General features: G+C 58.0%; 12 protein-coding genes and 1 pseudogene. 8 read left to right on the top strand and 5 right to left on the bottom strand.

From position 1 onward, the window contains the following. Positions 1-201 precede the first annotated feature (201 nt). From QZ268_RS13520 to QZ268_RS13500, 5 genes are all read left to right on the top strand, one after another. The gene (locus QZ268_RS13520; RefSeq protein WP_295453556.1) at positions 202-1,812 is read left to right on the top strand and encodes a DUF4173 domain-containing protein; all 1,611 of its coding nucleotides are present in this window, start codon (positions 202-204) and stop codon (positions 1,810-1,812) included. Beyond that, the gene (locus tag QZ268_RS13515; protein ID WP_295453553.1) at positions 1,790-2,464 is read left to right on the top strand and encodes a response regulator transcription factor; all 675 of its coding nucleotides are present in this window, start codon (positions 1,790-1,792) and stop codon (positions 2,462-2,464) included. Before QZ268_RS13520 ends, QZ268_RS13515 begins: the two co-directional genes overlap by 23 nt. After that, the gene (locus QZ268_RS13510) at positions 2,464-3,465 is read left to right on the top strand and encodes a HAMP domain-containing sensor histidine kinase (RefSeq protein WP_295453549.1); all 1,002 of its coding nucleotides are present in this window, start codon (positions 2,464-2,466) and stop codon (positions 3,463-3,465) included. Before QZ268_RS13515 ends, QZ268_RS13510 begins: the two co-directional genes overlap by 1 nt. A gap of 95 nt (positions 3,466-3,560) precedes the next feature. Further along, a complete protein-coding gene (locus tag QZ268_RS13505) occupies positions 3,561-4,802 on the top strand; it encodes a lytic murein transglycosylase (RefSeq protein ID WP_295453546.1) in 1,242 nt (413 codons plus the stop codon). A gap of 113 nt (positions 4,803-4,915) precedes the next feature. Continuing rightward, entirely contained in the window at positions 4,916-5,929 is a 1,014-nt protein-coding gene (locus QZ268_RS13500) for a GDP-mannose 4,6-dehydratase (RefSeq protein WP_295453544.1), read from the top strand. Between the two features lie 30 nt (positions 5,930-5,959). Here QZ268_RS13500 and QZ268_RS13495 read toward each other — a convergent pair whose 3' ends face one another. Next, positions 5,960-7,027: a ParB/RepB/Spo0J family partition protein gene (locus QZ268_RS13495; RefSeq protein WP_295453541.1), complete on the bottom strand. Its 1,068-nt coding sequence runs from the start codon at positions 7,025-7,027 to the stop codon at positions 5,960-5,962. After that, entirely contained in the window at positions 7,020-8,405 is a 1,386-nt protein-coding gene (locus QZ268_RS13490) for an AAA family ATPase (RefSeq protein WP_295453538.1), read from the bottom strand. Before QZ268_RS13490 ends, QZ268_RS13495 begins: the two co-directional genes overlap by 8 nt. 596 nt (positions 8,406-9,001) lie before the next feature. On the opposite strand from QZ268_RS13490, the gene QZ268_RS13485 reads away from it, so the two are divergent. Together QZ268_RS13485 and QZ268_RS13480 are read left to right on the top strand one after the other, a co-directional pair. Continuing rightward, positions 9,002-10,264, top strand: a complete 1,263-nt coding sequence (locus QZ268_RS13485) for a replication initiation protein (RefSeq protein WP_295453535.1) — start codon at positions 9,002-9,004, stop codon at positions 10,262-10,264. Next, complete coding sequence (locus tag QZ268_RS13480; RefSeq protein WP_295453532.1) at positions 10,261-10,773, top strand: hypothetical protein; 513 nt, start codon at positions 10,261-10,263, stop codon at positions 10,771-10,773. Before QZ268_RS13485 ends, QZ268_RS13480 begins: the two co-directional genes overlap by 4 nt. A gap of 14 nt (positions 10,774-10,787) precedes the next feature. On the opposite strand, the gene QZ268_RS13475 is transcribed toward QZ268_RS13480, so the two are convergent. Together QZ268_RS13475 and QZ268_RS13470 are read right to left on the bottom strand one after the other, a co-directional pair. Then, on the bottom strand, positions 10,788-12,017 hold the full coding sequence (locus QZ268_RS13475) for a GAF domain-containing protein (protein ID WP_295453531.1): 1,230 nt from the start codon (positions 12,015-12,017) through the stop codon (positions 10,788-10,790). A gap of 407 nt (positions 12,018-12,424) precedes the next feature. Beyond that, positions 12,425-13,699: a nucleotide sugar dehydrogenase gene (locus QZ268_RS13470; RefSeq protein WP_295453527.1), complete on the bottom strand. Its 1,275-nt coding sequence runs from the start codon at positions 13,697-13,699 to the stop codon at positions 12,425-12,427. A gap of 185 nt (positions 13,700-13,884) precedes the next feature. On the opposite strand from QZ268_RS13470, the gene QZ268_RS13465 reads away from it, so the two are divergent. Beyond that, positions 13,885-15,051 (top strand): nucleotide sugar dehydrogenase, encoded by a 1,167-nt coding sequence (locus QZ268_RS13465; protein WP_295453525.1) that lies wholly within the window; start codon positions 13,885-13,887, stop codon positions 15,049-15,051. 17 nt (positions 15,052-15,068) lie between these two features. Here the strand turns inward: QZ268_RS13465 and QZ268_RS13460 are convergent. Beyond that, positions 15,069-15,335, bottom strand: a pseudogene (locus tag QZ268_RS13460) (chromosome partitioning ATPase-like protein); the annotation flags it as partial.

The following is a 15,335-nucleotide window of genomic DNA, read 5'->3' as shown; positions in this document are numbered from 1 at the left end:
CTGTTTTCTTTTACCCTAGCGCATCTCATCCCGCTTGCAATCCTGGCGCAGGCACAGCCGCCACCGCTGGGCGCCTCCCCGCCGAAGTCGGGTTACTAATCTGCACAGATCCTGCACATCTCTTGCGCAAGCGCTGCGCGGCGCCTGTGGCATCCCTTGCCCTGTCCTTTCAACGATAAAATGAGACAGAGGGAACAGAAGATGACAGGTGAATACATCGTGCGCGGGGTGCCCGCGTCTTTGCAACAAGATGGCTGGTGGTTGAGCTGCGATAGCGCAGAACAGCCGGATCCCGTCGCCCCAAAGCCGCCGCGCAACTGGACAGATCTGGGCCGCAAGGGCGGCAGCGCGATGCTGGCGCTGGTGGTTCTGGTGGCGCTGGCGGATTGGCTGTTCTGGGGCTATGCGCCGGGGCTGTCTATCGCCCTGTTCAGCTGGGCGCTGTTTGGCGCCGCCTTGCTGGTAAACACCCCCGACAAGGCCCACAGCAAACCAGCGCTGCTGTTTTTGCTGCTCACCAGCCTGCCGGTGATCGAGCATTATCAGGCTCTATCCCTGGGGTTTCAGCTGTTTGGCCTGATCACCGCCGTCGCCTGGATACATCAGCCATCCAAGGCCCGCCTGGCGGCAATACCAGCGGCCGCGCTGCACCTAGCGCGCGCCCTGCCCTTAGCCGGTCTGCGCGCGCTGGTGCACAGCCTGCACCAGAACGCCCCAGTGGCCAAACCAAAGACCAGCCAAGACAACAACGACAAAAAGGCCGCCTCCTCCCTGTCAAAACATTTGCGGAACTGGAGCTTTCCGCTGGGCGGCGCCCTGGTGCTGGTCGCCCTGCTGCTGCAGGCCAATCCGCTGCTGGAACAGGGGCTGGTGGACCTTTTGAGTTTTGATCTGGATATCATACCGCTGCTGCTCCGGGTGTTGTTCTGGAGCGGCACGGCGCTGATGACCTGGCCCTTTCTCGTGCCCACACCACAAGGCGAAGCGCCTAAAGCAAAAGCCGATACGCCCGCCCGCCGCCGGGGAGTGAGCTTTGGGCTCAATGCCGGATCAGTGCTGCGCGCCCTAGTGGTGTTTAATCTAATCCTCGGGGTGCAAAGCCTGATGGATCTCTCCATTCTCATTGGTGGAGCGGAGCTGCCAGAGGGCATGACGCTGGCGACATATGCCCATCGCGGCGCCTATCCGCTGTTGATCACAGCCATGCTGGCCGGGGGGTTTGCCCTCGCGGCGCGGCCCTATCTGGGAAGCCATGCCAGCCTGAAACCGCTGATGATGCTCTGGCTTGGCCAGAACGCCCTGCTCGGCCTGAGCTCGGTCTTGCGACTGGACCTCTATATGGCGAGCTTTGGTCTCACCTATCTGCGGCTTTATGCGATGATCTGGATTGGCTTGGTGGTGGTGGGACTGCTGCTGACCGCTTGGCAGATCCTCAAGGCGCGCTCCAACCGCTGGCTTTTGCTGCGCTGTACCGGGCTGGGGCTGATGACACTGTACATCTGTGCCTTTATCAACTTTGCCAGCCTGATTGCCGCCCAGAACCTGACTATGAAATCAACAAAAATGCTGGATTTGTATTACCTCTGTACTCTTGGACCGACTGCAACCAGTGGCATCCACGCCGCACTGCAAGCGGATCCAACCTTGCGCATCCCATCCGGCTACCACAGCTGCTGGCAGCAGCCTTCTGAGGGTGACAATTGGCGCGAATGGGGCTTTCGCTCCTGGCGGATAAGTTCTTATGCTGGGCTAGATTTTGACGGCGCAAGCGCAGGTAAGGCAAAACCCGATGAAGATTCTACTGGTCGATGACGACCCCCGCCTGCGCGATCTGGTGCGCATCGCGCTGGAGCGCGCGGGCTGGCAGGTGGTGACCGCTGCTGATGGGCAAGAGGCGCTGCTGCATGCCAGCCGCGAGCTGCCGGATTTCATCGTGCTGGACATTGGCCTGCCAGAGCTGGACGGGTTTGAGGTCTGCCGCCGCATTCGGCAACGATCCGAGATCCCGATCCTGTTTCTCACCGCCCGCGACGACGAGGTCGACTGCATTCTGGGGCTGGAACTGGGCGCCGATGATTATGTCACCAAACCCTTTAGCCCGCGCGAACTGGTGGCCCGTATCCGCACTATCCTGAAACGCAGTCAGAAAACCCAGGCTCCGACAGTTTTAACCCACGGGGATCTTTGCCTTGATCCACAGGCGCACCGCTGCCAGATCGCCGGGCAAGACATATCACTGACCGCCCGCGAACAGGGCATTTTGCTGTTGCTGCTGCAAGACGCCAGCCGCATTCGCAGCCGCGCCGAGCTGATCACCCAGATCTGGGGGGCTGGCAGTCAGGTCTCGGATCGCACCCTGGACAGCCATCTGCGCAACCTGCGCGCCAAACTGGAACAGGCCGGGGGCACTGATCTGATCGAGACCGTGCATGCCGTTGGCATCCGGCTCAGGGCACTGCGCTGATGCCCGATAATTTGACGCCTGGGAAACTGGTGAAAAAGTGGCGCCCCTCGCTGGCGCTGGTGCTGGGCGGTGGGCTAGCAGGCACGCTGGTTCTGTCGCTGATCGGTTTGGTGGCGCTGCGCTATCTGGGGCCGGAAATTGGCTTTCGCAATGCGGCGGCGCTGCTGGGTACCCTGATTCTCCTCGCGACTGCCTTTCTCGGCTGGCTGCTGGTGCGGCTGCTGCTTTCCCCCATTCGCGCCCTAAACGCCTATACCGCCGAAGTGCGCAGCAAACAGGGACAACCCATTGATCCACCATATCATTCCGGCACTGCCGAGCTGCATGAGATGGCCCAAAACGTGATTGATATGGCCGATCACCTGCGCAACCGGGAAATGACCATCCGCAGCTTTACCGACCACGTCAGCCATGAGATCAAAACCCCGGTTTCCGCCATTCGTGCCGCGACAGAGCTGATCGAGGATGGCGCCGCCCTGCCCTGCGAAGACCAAAAGCTGCTGACCCAGATCGACGGAGCCGCGCGCCAGATCGAAGACCAGCTCACCGCCCTGCGCGAGGTTGCCCGCGCCCGTGAAATAAACCACCAGGGCAGCAGCAGCCTCAGCACGGTTAATACCTGGCTTCAGGCCGAATTTGCCGATCTGCAACTGGCGCTTGCGGGCCACGATCTGGCGCTACCCATCAGAGCAAGCGGATTACAGATCATCCTCACCCATCTGCTGAACAACGCCCGCGAACAGGGGGCGCAAGGGGCTGTCATTGCGGCTCAGCTACTGTCTACCGGTGTGGAGCTCAGGATTACCGACGATGGCAAAGGCATCTCTCCCGGCAATGCTGCACAGGTTTTTGATCCGTTTTTCACCACCAAACGCGTCCAAGGCGGCACCGGCATGGGGCTGACAATCCTGCGCAATATGCTAAGCGTCCATGGCGGCGATATATCCCTGCATCCCAGCGACAGCGGTGCCTGCTTTGTTATTACGTTTGCGGTGCCCTAACTGCGCTGAAACCCGCCCAGGCTTGGGTGGCATTTTTGCCAAACCCCGCTAGGCTGGCAGGTGCACACCCTCTTTTGCACGCCGGAGCCTACATCATGTTCAGTCGTTTTCTTGTTTTGCTCGCCGTGCTTTGGCTGCTGCCCCTGCCCGCCGCGGCCCTAAACCGCGCCAAGGTGGAGCGTCAGTTTCAGGACTGGCTACAGCAAGAGATCTGGCCAGAGGCCAAGGCGGCAGGCGTCGGCCGCAAGACCTTTAAAGCCGCGTTTTCCGGGGTGACGCTAAACTGGGATCTGCCGGATCTGGTGCCCCCCGGCAGCACACCCCAGGTGCCAAAACAGCAACGTCAGGCCGAATTTGGCGTCCCCGCCAAATATTTCAGCCCGGGCGGGCTGGCAGGAGCAACCTCCATGGGTCGCAAAATGCTGCAGGCCCATGCCAAAACCCTTGCCCAAGTCGAGGCTGAAACCGGGGTGCCGGGGCGGATCCTAATTGCCATCTGGGGCCGCGAAAGCGCCCACGGACGCGCAAAAATCCCCCATAATGTGTTCCGAGTTCTGGGCACCAAGGCCTTTATGAGCACCCGCGCAGACTATTTCAGCGCGGAGCTCATCGCGGCGCTGCAAATCGCCCAGGCTGGCCACGTCAACGCCGCAAGCATGAAAAGCAGCTGGGCCGGCGCCCTGGGGCAGCCCCAGTTTATGCCAAGCAGCTTCCTGAAATATGCCCGCGACGGCAATGGCGACACCCACGCCGATATTTGGGGTTCCGAGGCCGACACGCTGATGTCCATTGGGCATTTCCTGGCGGAGCATGGCTGGCAAAAAGGGCGCGACTGGGGCTTTGAGGTAAAGGTCCCGCCTGGGCTCTCCTGTAGTCTGGAAGGCCCGGATCAGGGCCGCAGCATTGCCGACTGGGAAGCCTTGGGCATCACCCGGATATCTGGCCGCCCCTTCCCGGCGGCGGAACGTGCAGGCCAGGGATTTTTGATGATGCCCGCCGGGCGCTATGGACCTGCCTTTATCGTCACGCCAAATTTCTACGTGCTGAAGGACTACAACAAAAGCGATCTCTATGCGCTGTTTGTCGGCCATGTTGGCGACCGTATCCAATACGGGGTTGGCGATTTCACTGCCCGCTGGCAGGGTATCGACAAGCTCTACCGATCTGATGTTGCCGCGATGCAGCGCGGGCTGGAGGCCCTGGGCCATGATGTGGGGGGCGCCGATGGATTGGTTGGCTTCAAAACCCGCCGCTCAATTGGTCGCTGGCAGGAAAGCACCGGTAAAGCGCCCCTGTGTTTTCCGGATAGTTCAATAAAATCATTGGCTTCAAACTAGTGTGATCGAACCGCCCTGCCCCCTCGCGCAGGGCGGTTCGCCGTGGTATAGCAACGCCATCATCACCAGGGTAGCCCCTTTGGCGACCCGAACGCAGGACTTAAAGACATCACATGAAACGCGTTCTTGTTACCGGCACTGCCGGCTTCATCGGTTTTCACCTTGCCAAACTGCTGCTGGACGAAGGCTTTCGCGTGCATGGCTTTGACGGCATGACCGAATACTACGATGTCACCCTGAAACAGCGCCGCCATGCCATGTTGTTGCAGCACCCCAATTTTTCGATCACCGAAGCAATGCTGGAAGATGCGGAAGCATTTGACGCCATGGCGGATGAATTTGCGCCTCAGGTGATCATTCACCTCGCTGGGCAGGCAGGTGTGCGCTACAGCCTTGAAAATCCTAGATCTTATCTGGAAACCAATGTGATGGGCACCTTCAACGTGATGGAGGCCGCTCGCCGTTTGAAGGTCGACCATCTGCTGATGGCCTCCTCCTCCTCGGTTTATGGCGGCAACGATGTGATGCCCTTTACCGAGCTGGATCACACCGACGCGCCGCTCACCATCTATGCCGCCAGCAAAAAGGCAAACGAGAGCATGGGCCATTCCTATGCGCATCTCTGGGATCTGCCCACCACAATGTTTAGGTTCTTTACCGTCTATGGCCCCTGGGGGCGGCCGGATCTGGCCTTTTACAAATTTGCCGATGCCATCCTCGAAGAGCGCCCCATCGACATCTACAACCACGGTGAGATGTACCGCGATTTCACCTATATCGACGATCTGGTGCGCGGTATCCGCCTGCTGATCGATGTGGTGCCCCAGCGCCCCGCCAGCAAGGAAGAGATTGCGGAAGGCGACAGCCTCTCCCCCGTTGCGCCCTACCGGGTGGTCAATATCGGCAATTCCGAAAAAGTGCGCCTGCTGGATTTCATCGACGCCATTGAAACCAGCCTCGGGAAAAAGGCCATTCGCAACTACATGGAAATGCAGATCGGCGATGTGCCAGCGACCTGGGCCGACGCAACGCTGTTGAAAAAATTGACAGGCTATCAGCCACAGACCAATTTTCGCGACGGCATAGATCGCTTTGTCGCCTGGTTCCGGGACTACTACCAGAAATAGCAGCCCCGGTTTTGCAGCTGCCCGATGGCCTTAGCCAATCTGACGGGCGATCAGTTTCAGGATCTGCTCTGCCGTATCGGCATTAATCACCCTACCCTTCAGCTCGATCCGTAGCCCATCGGATGACACCTCGGCACTCAGCGCGCCACCTTTGGGCAGATCGCGGCTTGGCAGCCGGGTGATTTCCTGTGGCCGTCCACCGCGAGACCTGTCACGCGGCGCTGTGCTTGCGTCCTTTAGTGTCTTCTGCAGCAGGGCCCATTCGGATTTGGCGTCCTGGACATCTGCCTCTGCCAGGGCCGCGCGCAACTGGGTTTGGCGCCCATCCCGCAGCGCGGTAGCCAGGGCAAGCCCGGCCTTTTCGGTCAGCCCGGTTGGGAACTGCAACAGATCGCCCAGGGCCTCATGCACCAGGGCAAAGCTGCGCACCTTGGATCGTTTTGCCTTGGAGGCCGCCGCAAACAGCGCGTCCACCGCAGCCTCGATGCTGGGGAAGACCTCTTGTCCCTTTGCCAGCACCGCTATGCGCCCGCGTTCATAATGGCTGAGGTTGGCGCGCACCTCGTTTTCTTCCACCATGGAAACATAGGCCGCCTGCCCCGCGTCGGCCTCGCGCACAAATGCCGGGATCTGGGCAAAGCCCGCGTCCCCTGTTGCAAGCGCGCGATAGGCCTGCAGTCGGCGAAAGCCAGAGATCAACCCATAGCCGGTTTCCGTCTTGGCCACCTCAATAGGCGCCCGCAAGCCGTTTTCTTTGATCGAGGCCTGCAGCTCCGCCATGGCTTCGGCGTCTTCGACCAGACGGTCACGGCGGATGAAATCCTGGTCGATGTCCGCAACGGCCAGGATCTGCACAATCAGGCCATCCTTTTCAGCCTCGCGCCAGCGGGCGGCATCGCCCTGATCCCGCGCCAGTGCCACCCGGTCAGTGACCCCGGCCATACTGTTGAGGCTGGCCGCCTCGGCTGCGACCTGGGCAATCGGCGGCACCGCGGATTTGGTCTCAAACGGATTGGCGGAAGGTTTCGTCGCGAAACCCTCCTCCAGCTCTTGCAGCTCGCTGGCATCCGGGGCGATCAGTCTTCTGCGTTTAGCCATTCTGTTCGTCTCCCATATTTGCATCGCGCCACCAGCAGCCGATCAACAGTTCCTTGAATTCCGCATAGGTGCGATCAAAGGTTTCCCGCCCCCGCACATAGGTGTCGCGGTTGAAATCACGGTAATCGGCCTCGTAGATGCCGTTCACCTGCTCCCCCGCTTGACCAACCAAGGCCGTATAGTCCTGCCGGTAGGCATTCATAAAGTCCCCAAAATAGGCCTGGATCACATTGGCCATATCGGTTTGCTGACTGGCATCAAACCGGGTGACAATGGCCCGTACTACATCCCATTCGAACTTTATTTCAGGTAACCCCGCCGCGCGCTGTGCAGAATTTTCACCGTCCTCAATCGAGGCAAAGGTGGTGTAAAGCATATCAAAGAAACGCCCGGTCGAATCAAACTCCAGATAGGACGCCCCCAGGGGAACCAGCAGAATGTCAGCCGCCGCCAGCGCATTGATGGTCAGATAGCCAAGCGCGGGCGGGGTATCGAGAAAGATCACGTCGTATTCATCGAGGATGCTTTCATCCTGCAGAAAATTGGTCAGCCCGTCCCACAGGGGCCAGCTGCGCAATCCCATGCGCCAGACCGGGATCTGGAATTCCGCCCAATAGAGGTTCAGCTGCGCCCCGATCAGATCAATATTGGGCCAGTGGGTTTTCTGAATAACGTCCTGCGGTGTGGTCTTCAGCGCCTCTTGCAGGGTTTCATCCAACGGGATTTCGGGCTGGCCAGCAGCGGCGCGTATTTGGTTTTCGCTGGTGACGGCCTTGGCGTAGTCCTTGGCCACCAGCGGGAAAACCGTCTGCCATTCGTCTGCAACCTTGCCGCCCATGATCGAGGTCATCGAGCCCTGGCTGTCCAGGTCAATCACCAGCACCTTGTAGCCATCCAAAGCGGCAGACATGGCAAGATGCGCTGCTGTTGATGTTTTGCCAACACCGCCTTTGAAATTGGCCACGGCGACAACTTTGGCCGGCAGACCTTCTGGACGGTAAGGCACATATTCCTTGGTGCTGACGCCTTCGCTGTCAAAGTGTTGGCGCAGTGCCAGGACCTCTTCCAGGGTGAACCATTTGGAACCGCCTTCGCCCTCACCCTGGGGCAGATCAGGGTTTGCTTTGAGCACCCGGCGCAGATGTGCGGGCGCCACCGGTATCAGGTACTTGGTGATTTCCCAGGTGGAAAATTTGCGTAATCGTTTCTGCCCATCGGGGGCGTAACCGCGGCGTGCCAGGTCTTCGCGGCCTTTGCCACAAAAGGCCGCTGCCTTGGCAAATCGTGCGGTGCCAATCGGATCAGGCAGCTTCTTTGCGGCGGCCTCTGGATCCAGATTAAGATAGGGGGGCAGGGCAGGTGAGGGGGGTTTGCTCATATCGTTGCCTCATATCATGTTCGCCTATACGGCGGATATCAGCGAAACTAGCGGACATCTTATGATCATTCCAGCATGGATATGATACATTTGCACAATCGTGACAAATTCACCGGTTTCGCGGCGAAACCTAGTGAAATCAGAATCTTAGGCACAACATAGGTTTAATTATTTTAGGGAATTTAGAATCTTTGCTCAGGATAAGTAGTTTTATTTCAGTGGGTTAATCTAACTTGGGTGCCTGAAAACAGGATGAAAGGCACCAGTCTGCGGGACCATAGGTACCCGTCAACGGGATAAAGGACTCCTTGGCGCGGGATAAGGGGCACCGATTCTCGGGACGGGCTGTCAAGCGCTATAAGGCTCTCTTGTGGGGGCTTAGGCTCTAATGCAACTCTGTGTCGGGCTTGGGTCGCGACCTCTGTCGCGGCTTCTTTTGCGCGGTGTGAGTCGTATGCCCGCAGGGGATGGATTCGGATCAAGCTGGGGCTCCTGTATATGGGTACCTTAATATCTTGGGCTCAGGAACCTGGGCGTGATTGATCGTTGGGTACCTTATATGGCATGATGTGGGAAAAATCGAGCAGGCAAATAGTATGGGCGATTCCCAGATCGACATGGATTCACTCTCCGGCCCCTTGCGGCGGGAAACGGTGAAAAAGAATGTGGCCGCAATTCATATCAGCGGCAAGCTCAGCCTGTTGCAACGCAAGCTGTCAAATGTGCTGTTGCTCAATGCCTATGACGCGCTGACCACCGCGCAGAGCCATACCATTGATGCACGAACCCTGGCGACAATTGTCGGCTACAACTCCAACGATTTTGACACCCTGCGCGCCAGCCTGCGGGCGCTGGCAGAAACCGTGGCGGAATGGGATATGCTGGATGACAAGGGGCGTCAGGAATGGGGCGTGTCCTCGCTGCTGTCCTTTGCCAAGCTAAAGAACGGGGTTTGTGAATATGCCTATTCCCCGGCTCTGGCGCAAAAACTGCATGACCCCAAAATTTACGCGCTGATCAATGTACATATCCAGCGCAACTTCAGCTCAGGGCATGGGCTGGCGCTGTATGAAAACTGCTACCGCTTTGTGCGCACCCACTCGACCGGCTGGTGGAGCTTAGAGACCTTCCGCAAGCTGATGGGGGTTGATGGCTCCAGCTATTATGAGAGCTTCAAACATCTGAATGCTAAGATCATCAAACCAGCGGTGGCGGAGGTCAACAAAAGCTCAGACATTATCATCACGCCGGAGTTTCAAAAGAAGGGCAGGGCGGTGACCGAGATCCGCTTTCTGATCAAGTCGAACCCGCAGATGGCGATGTTCCAGATTGATGACAGCGACGGCATGCGCAATCTGGCGACCTACAAGGCGTTGCGCGGGCAGGGGGTCTCTGACCGTCTGGCGCGCCAATGGATCACCGAACATGGCGAGGACTATGTGAAACAGAAACTGTCGCTGATGACGGAGCAGGCCGAGGTCAAAAGCTCGGTGGGCTATCTGTCGGCAGCGCTGCGCGATGATTATCAGCCTCACAAACCCGCAGCAAAGGCAGAGCCCAGCCCTGAGGCAAAAGAAGCGGCTCGGCTGCGGGATCAGCAGCGGGCCAAGGAGGCGGCGGACTATGCGGCGCGCCAAACTGAGCGGCAAGAACGGGCGCGGCGGCTTGATCTGGTGGAGGATCTGGTTTCGCGGCGAAACCCCACCCAGCGGGATGCGGACAAGCAGCTGTTCATGGCCGGGCTGGAAGACGATCTGGAGCGCGAGAATTTCCGCGTCCATGGTTGGCGATCAGCCCTGAATGCCAGCGCAATCATTGCCTTTTGGCAAGAGATGGAACCAGAGGCGTTTGAGCTATGATCGACCAAAGCGAGACGCTGATTTCAGTTTCGGACCGGATGCAACAGGGGTACAGCTATCGTTTGACGGCCAAAATGGGGGAAGACTTTGATGAGAGCTTTACCCCGTTTCACAGCCCGGCAGAGATGCTTGCGCTGGGGGTCTTTGAGGGCAAATATCTCAATGACTGCCGCAATGAGTTCCCAGCAAGCTGGTTTGAAAAGGCCCGGCTGTCAGCGCAGCCAGATGCGTCACTGAATTATTTTGGCATCAAAAGCCGCCAACCCCTGGGCCATTGGCAAGACAAGGGATGGATCTATGGGCCGGATCCGCGCGGGTGGTTTCAGTGGTATTGCCGCTATTACCTGGGGCGCCGACTTGCTGAGGTTGATCAAATCCAGATCAAACGCTGGCGCGGCTTTGCCCGCCATGCCGGGCAGATCCGTGCCAATTGTTATCCAGGCGATGTCTTTTGCCGCCCACGACAAAGGCAGGCCCTTCTGCAATGGGCCTACGACCCTTTCATCTGAGTGATGTCAGGGGCTCAGCGTGACGAGAGGAGCTTTTGTGTTGCGACCAGCTCAGCCTGTAAGGCTTTCAGGTCGGCAGGCACTTGCGGCGCGGGGCCATTTTCCAATGACTTCTCCAAACCTGCAACGCGATCCTGCAACGCGGCGAGTTTTTCACTGACACTCTGCGCGAGTGCTGGCGGCAGTTTTTTTCCTGCGGCGTCTTGGGCCATCGTGGGGGGATGCGTTTCCCCGCCGTCGCGCTGGTGTTGCTCAGCATGGAATTTGCGCAGCTCCAGATTCAAACGGGCGGAAAAGAGTTTAAACAGGTCGGCTTGCAGAATCTTATCCAGAAGTTCGCGATCATGTTGCAGCGCAAAATGGCCGATCACCTGACCAGATTCATCCCGGATGTTCTGACCAAGATAGGAGACCAGATTGGCCTCCTTGTATTGCATCTGGGTGGGAAAGGCCTCTTGCAGCTCGGTACGGACAATAAAGACGTCTTTGTCTTTGAGATGGGTACAGGGTGTGCCCGCATAGGGAACAATTTCGTTTTCCACATCCGGAATAAGTTTGCCATCCTGGCAATAGGTCAGCAGGCGAAAGCTGTGATCGTCTTCGGGCAGTGTTTCCGCAATAAAGGCAACCCGTACTTTCAGCGCGGTCTGCATCTGTTCCGTGAGCAGCCGCAGCGTGTCCAGGTTGCCGATCAGGCTTGGGCCCTCAGCCAGGGCCGCCAAAATGCGCATGGCATGAAGAGTGACCAGTTCGGCGCTAAGGCGGGCGACAAACATGTCTATGGTTTCGAGCACATGCTCGGCTTCTTCCGGATCAATTTCCCGCCGCCAGGAGGCCTGCACCACACCGATGAGCTCTCCTTCGGAGTTTTTCAGGGGGATGCCGATGTAGCTGCGAATACCCTGTTCGCGAAGCAGGTTGTCCTCTGTGTAGGATTTTTGAACATCGCTGAGCAGGATTTTCGGCTGGGCTGTTTTAATCACCGCGATGCAGGGGGTCAAGCAGGCCTGATAATCGAAATCTTCCAGCGGTTTACCGTCCATACTGCCGGCCAGGACACTAATCCGCTCGTTCTCCATCACCAAAAGCTCGCCTATGGTGACCAGGTCAATCTCGAAACAATCAGCCAGAGTTTCAGCAAAAAACTGGATAAAGTCACGTCCGGTTGAGCTGGAGAGGACCAACAATTCATCAGAACTGCCTTGGTTTTTCCACTCATTCACTGGTGATGCCAATTGCTGCATTCAAAAACCCACTACTTCAAAAGATTGGAAACCCAATAGAATCAAAGGATTGAGTCCTTGGGTGTCGATTATTACTTTCTATCCTTATTGGGCAGAAGCACGCGCTCCCCCGCTGTCAATCTCACCGTCATTTTGGTTTCCATTTAGTCCTGCACAGAATGGTCAAGTATTCAAGAAATAGAACCGAGCCGAGGGTGCTGGCGCGAATCCCCTTGGGCAAACTTAGGCTTAAGTTTCAACTTTGCCATGAATCGGCTTTGCAAGACCAATCCCAATACGGTCGCAAGTATTATGTGAACTGACCCTTGCCAGGGTTGGACCGCTGCCAACATCACCCTGCTGATAGAGCGCGGTCCTTCGTGGTATGAGCGGTGATCTGTGGCCAGCTGCGGGCCCCCGCCATAGGGCTACAACCGCAGATCTGACGCTGCAGCGGGCAACACATATTTGAGGTCATACAGCACGGCATCCTGCGTGCCAAAGGCGCGAAAATCCTGTTCCGTCAGTTTGGCAAATTCCGCGTGTGCGACGGCGATGATTACCCCATCATAGGTGTCTTTTTCTGGAGCTTGAATGAGCTCAAAACCAAAACTTTCACGTGCCGCAACCGGGTCAGCGCAGGGGTCACAGACATCGACGCTCAGCCCGTAGTCTTCCAATCCGCGCACCACGTCAATGACGCGGGTGTTGCGCAGATCGGGGCAGTTTTCCTTGAAGGTCAGCCCCATCACCAACACCCGGCGCATCGGCTTGCCGCGCTTGACCAGGGCCTTGATCATCTGTTGCGCCACATAGGTTCCCATCCCATCGTTCAGGCGTCGCCCTGCCAGTAGGATATCGGGGTGATAGCCCAGGCTTTCCGCCTTATGGGTCAGATAGTAGGGGTCCACACCAATGCAGTGACCGCCCACCAGGCCAGGGCGGAAGGGCAGGAAATTCCACTTGCTGCCTGCAGCCTCGAGCACCGCCTCTGTGTCGATCCCCATCCGGTTAAAGATCATCGCCAGCTCATTGATCAGGGCGATATTGATATCGCGCTGGCTGTTTTCGATCACCTTGGCGGCTTCGGCGACGCGAATGCTGGGGGCCAGATGGGTGCCGGCAGTGACCACCTCATTATACAGCGCATCGACGCGCGCTGCGACTTCGGGGGTCGAGCCGGAGGTCACCTTGGTGATGTCCGCCAGTCGACGGGTTTTGTCACCGGGATTGATCCGCTCTGGCGAATAGCCGGTGTGGAAGTCCTGGTTAAAGCGCAGGCCGGATTCCGCCTCCAGTACCGGCACGCAGTCTTCCTCGGTGGCACCTGGGTAGACCGTGCTTTCATAGATCACCAGATCGCCGGGTTTCAGCACGGCGCCAACGGTTTTGGAGGCTGCCAGCAGGGGGCGCAGATCCGGGCGGTGGCTGGCGTCAACCGGGGTCGGCACGGTGACGATATAGATCGTGGCCTCGGCAATGGCGGCGGGGTCCGAGGTGAGCCTCAGTTGCACGGCCTCGGCCAGCTCTGTCGCAGAGGTCTCGCCAGTCTGGTCGTTGCCGGCGCGCAGTTCGGTGATGCGCCTGTGGTCAATGTCAAAACCCACTGTGGGACGGTGACGACCAAAGGCCGCTGCCAGGGGCAGGCCAACATAGCCAAGGCCAATAATGCAAATCTGATCCTGCAAACTCTGCTCCTGCATTGCCGTGGCACCTGGATGCTGACGCGTTTTCTTAAATGCCCATATAGCTCTTCACAGGGCAGGCGACCAGCCCTGCCAATGTGCTGTCGCGGTCTGTTGATCTGTCTGCTGCTTTCCGGTTTGGCTTGGCTTGTGGTTTCGAGTACATACAAGGCCTTATAGGGACAGAGTATTGTAGGTGTGGAATGAAGATCGCCGTTGCTGGAATTGGCTATGTAGGCCTGTCGAACGCCGTTTTGCTGGCGCAGAACCATCAGGTGGTGGCGGTGGATGTGACACAGGCACGGGTCGATATGATCAATGCCCGCAAATGCCCCATTGTCGATGCAGAGCTAGAGGCCTTTCTGGCGGATAAACCCCTGCAGCTGACGGCGACACTGGATGCGCAGGCGGCCTATCGCGATGCTGAGTTTGTCATTGTTGCCACGCCTACGGATTACGATACCGATACCAATTACTTTGACACCTCCAGTGTCGAGACGGTGATAGCTCAGGTTCTGGCGGTGAACCCTGCGGCGACAATTGTCATCAAATCGACCATTCCGGTGGGGTTCGTCCAGCGGCTGCGGGCTGAGCTCGGCATCGACAATCTGATGTTTTCGCCCGAATTCCTGCGCGAAGGTCAGGCGCTCTACGATAACCTGCATCCCTCGCGGATCATTGTTGGCTCACAACGTGAGGCAGCCCGCAGGTTTGCTGATCTGCTGATAGAGGGCGCGGTGAAAAAGGACGTGCCGGTTCTATTTACCGATCCCAGCGAGGCGGAGGCGATCAAGCTGTTTGCCAATACCTATCTTGCCATGCGAGTGGCGTTTTTTAACGAGCTGGACAGCTACGCCATGGCGGGCGGCATGGAGGCGCGTCAGATCATCGAGGGCATCGGATACGATCCGCGCATCGGCAATCACTACAACAACCCGTCGTTTGGCTATGGCGGCTATTGCCTGCCCAAGGACACCAAACAACTGTTGGCCAACTACGCACATGTACCGCAGAACCTGATCCGCGCCGTGGTCGAGGCCAACCGCACCCGCAAGGATTTTCTGGCCGAACGGATCATTGCCCAAAACCCGTCCGTTGTGGGGGTCTACCGGCTGGTGATGAAAGAAGGCTCAGACAATTTCCGACAAAGTTCGGTGCAGGGGATCATGAAACGGATCAAGGCGCGAGGGATCAAGGTGATCGTCTATGAACCCGAACTGGACGAGGCCCGGTTTTTCGGGTCACGGGTGATGCACGACCTTGAAGCCTTCAAGGCACAAAGCGATATCATCATCGCAAACCGCAAGTCCCCTGTCCTTGCGGATGTGGACGACAAAGTCTTTACCCGCGACCTGTTTCAGTCAGACTGAGCAGACCCGGCCGCGGCCTATTCGTAATAGCCATAGCCGTATTCCGGCCCCATATAGCGGCACTTATTTAGCACTACTCCCATGACGTTGGTCTGGGTCGCCAACTCCCTTTCACACAAGTCGATCTCCTTAATGGTGGTAGTTTCAGCACCTGCTACCAAAAGTACGCAATCGACGTGGCGGGCAAACGCCATCATGTCATCGGTGACCAGCATCGGAGGGGAATCAAAGAGCATTATGTCAGGAGCATATCTGGCGCCTATATCTGCAAGAGCCTTCGGGAC

It is taken from the genome of uncultured Pseudophaeobacter sp., from assembly GCA_905479575.1.
Classification (GTDB): domain Bacteria; phylum Pseudomonadota; class Alphaproteobacteria; order Rhodobacterales; family Rhodobacteraceae; genus Pseudophaeobacter.
The sequence above is the reverse complement of the archived record's forward strand: the minus strand, read 5'-3'. Positions and strand labels throughout refer to the sequence as shown.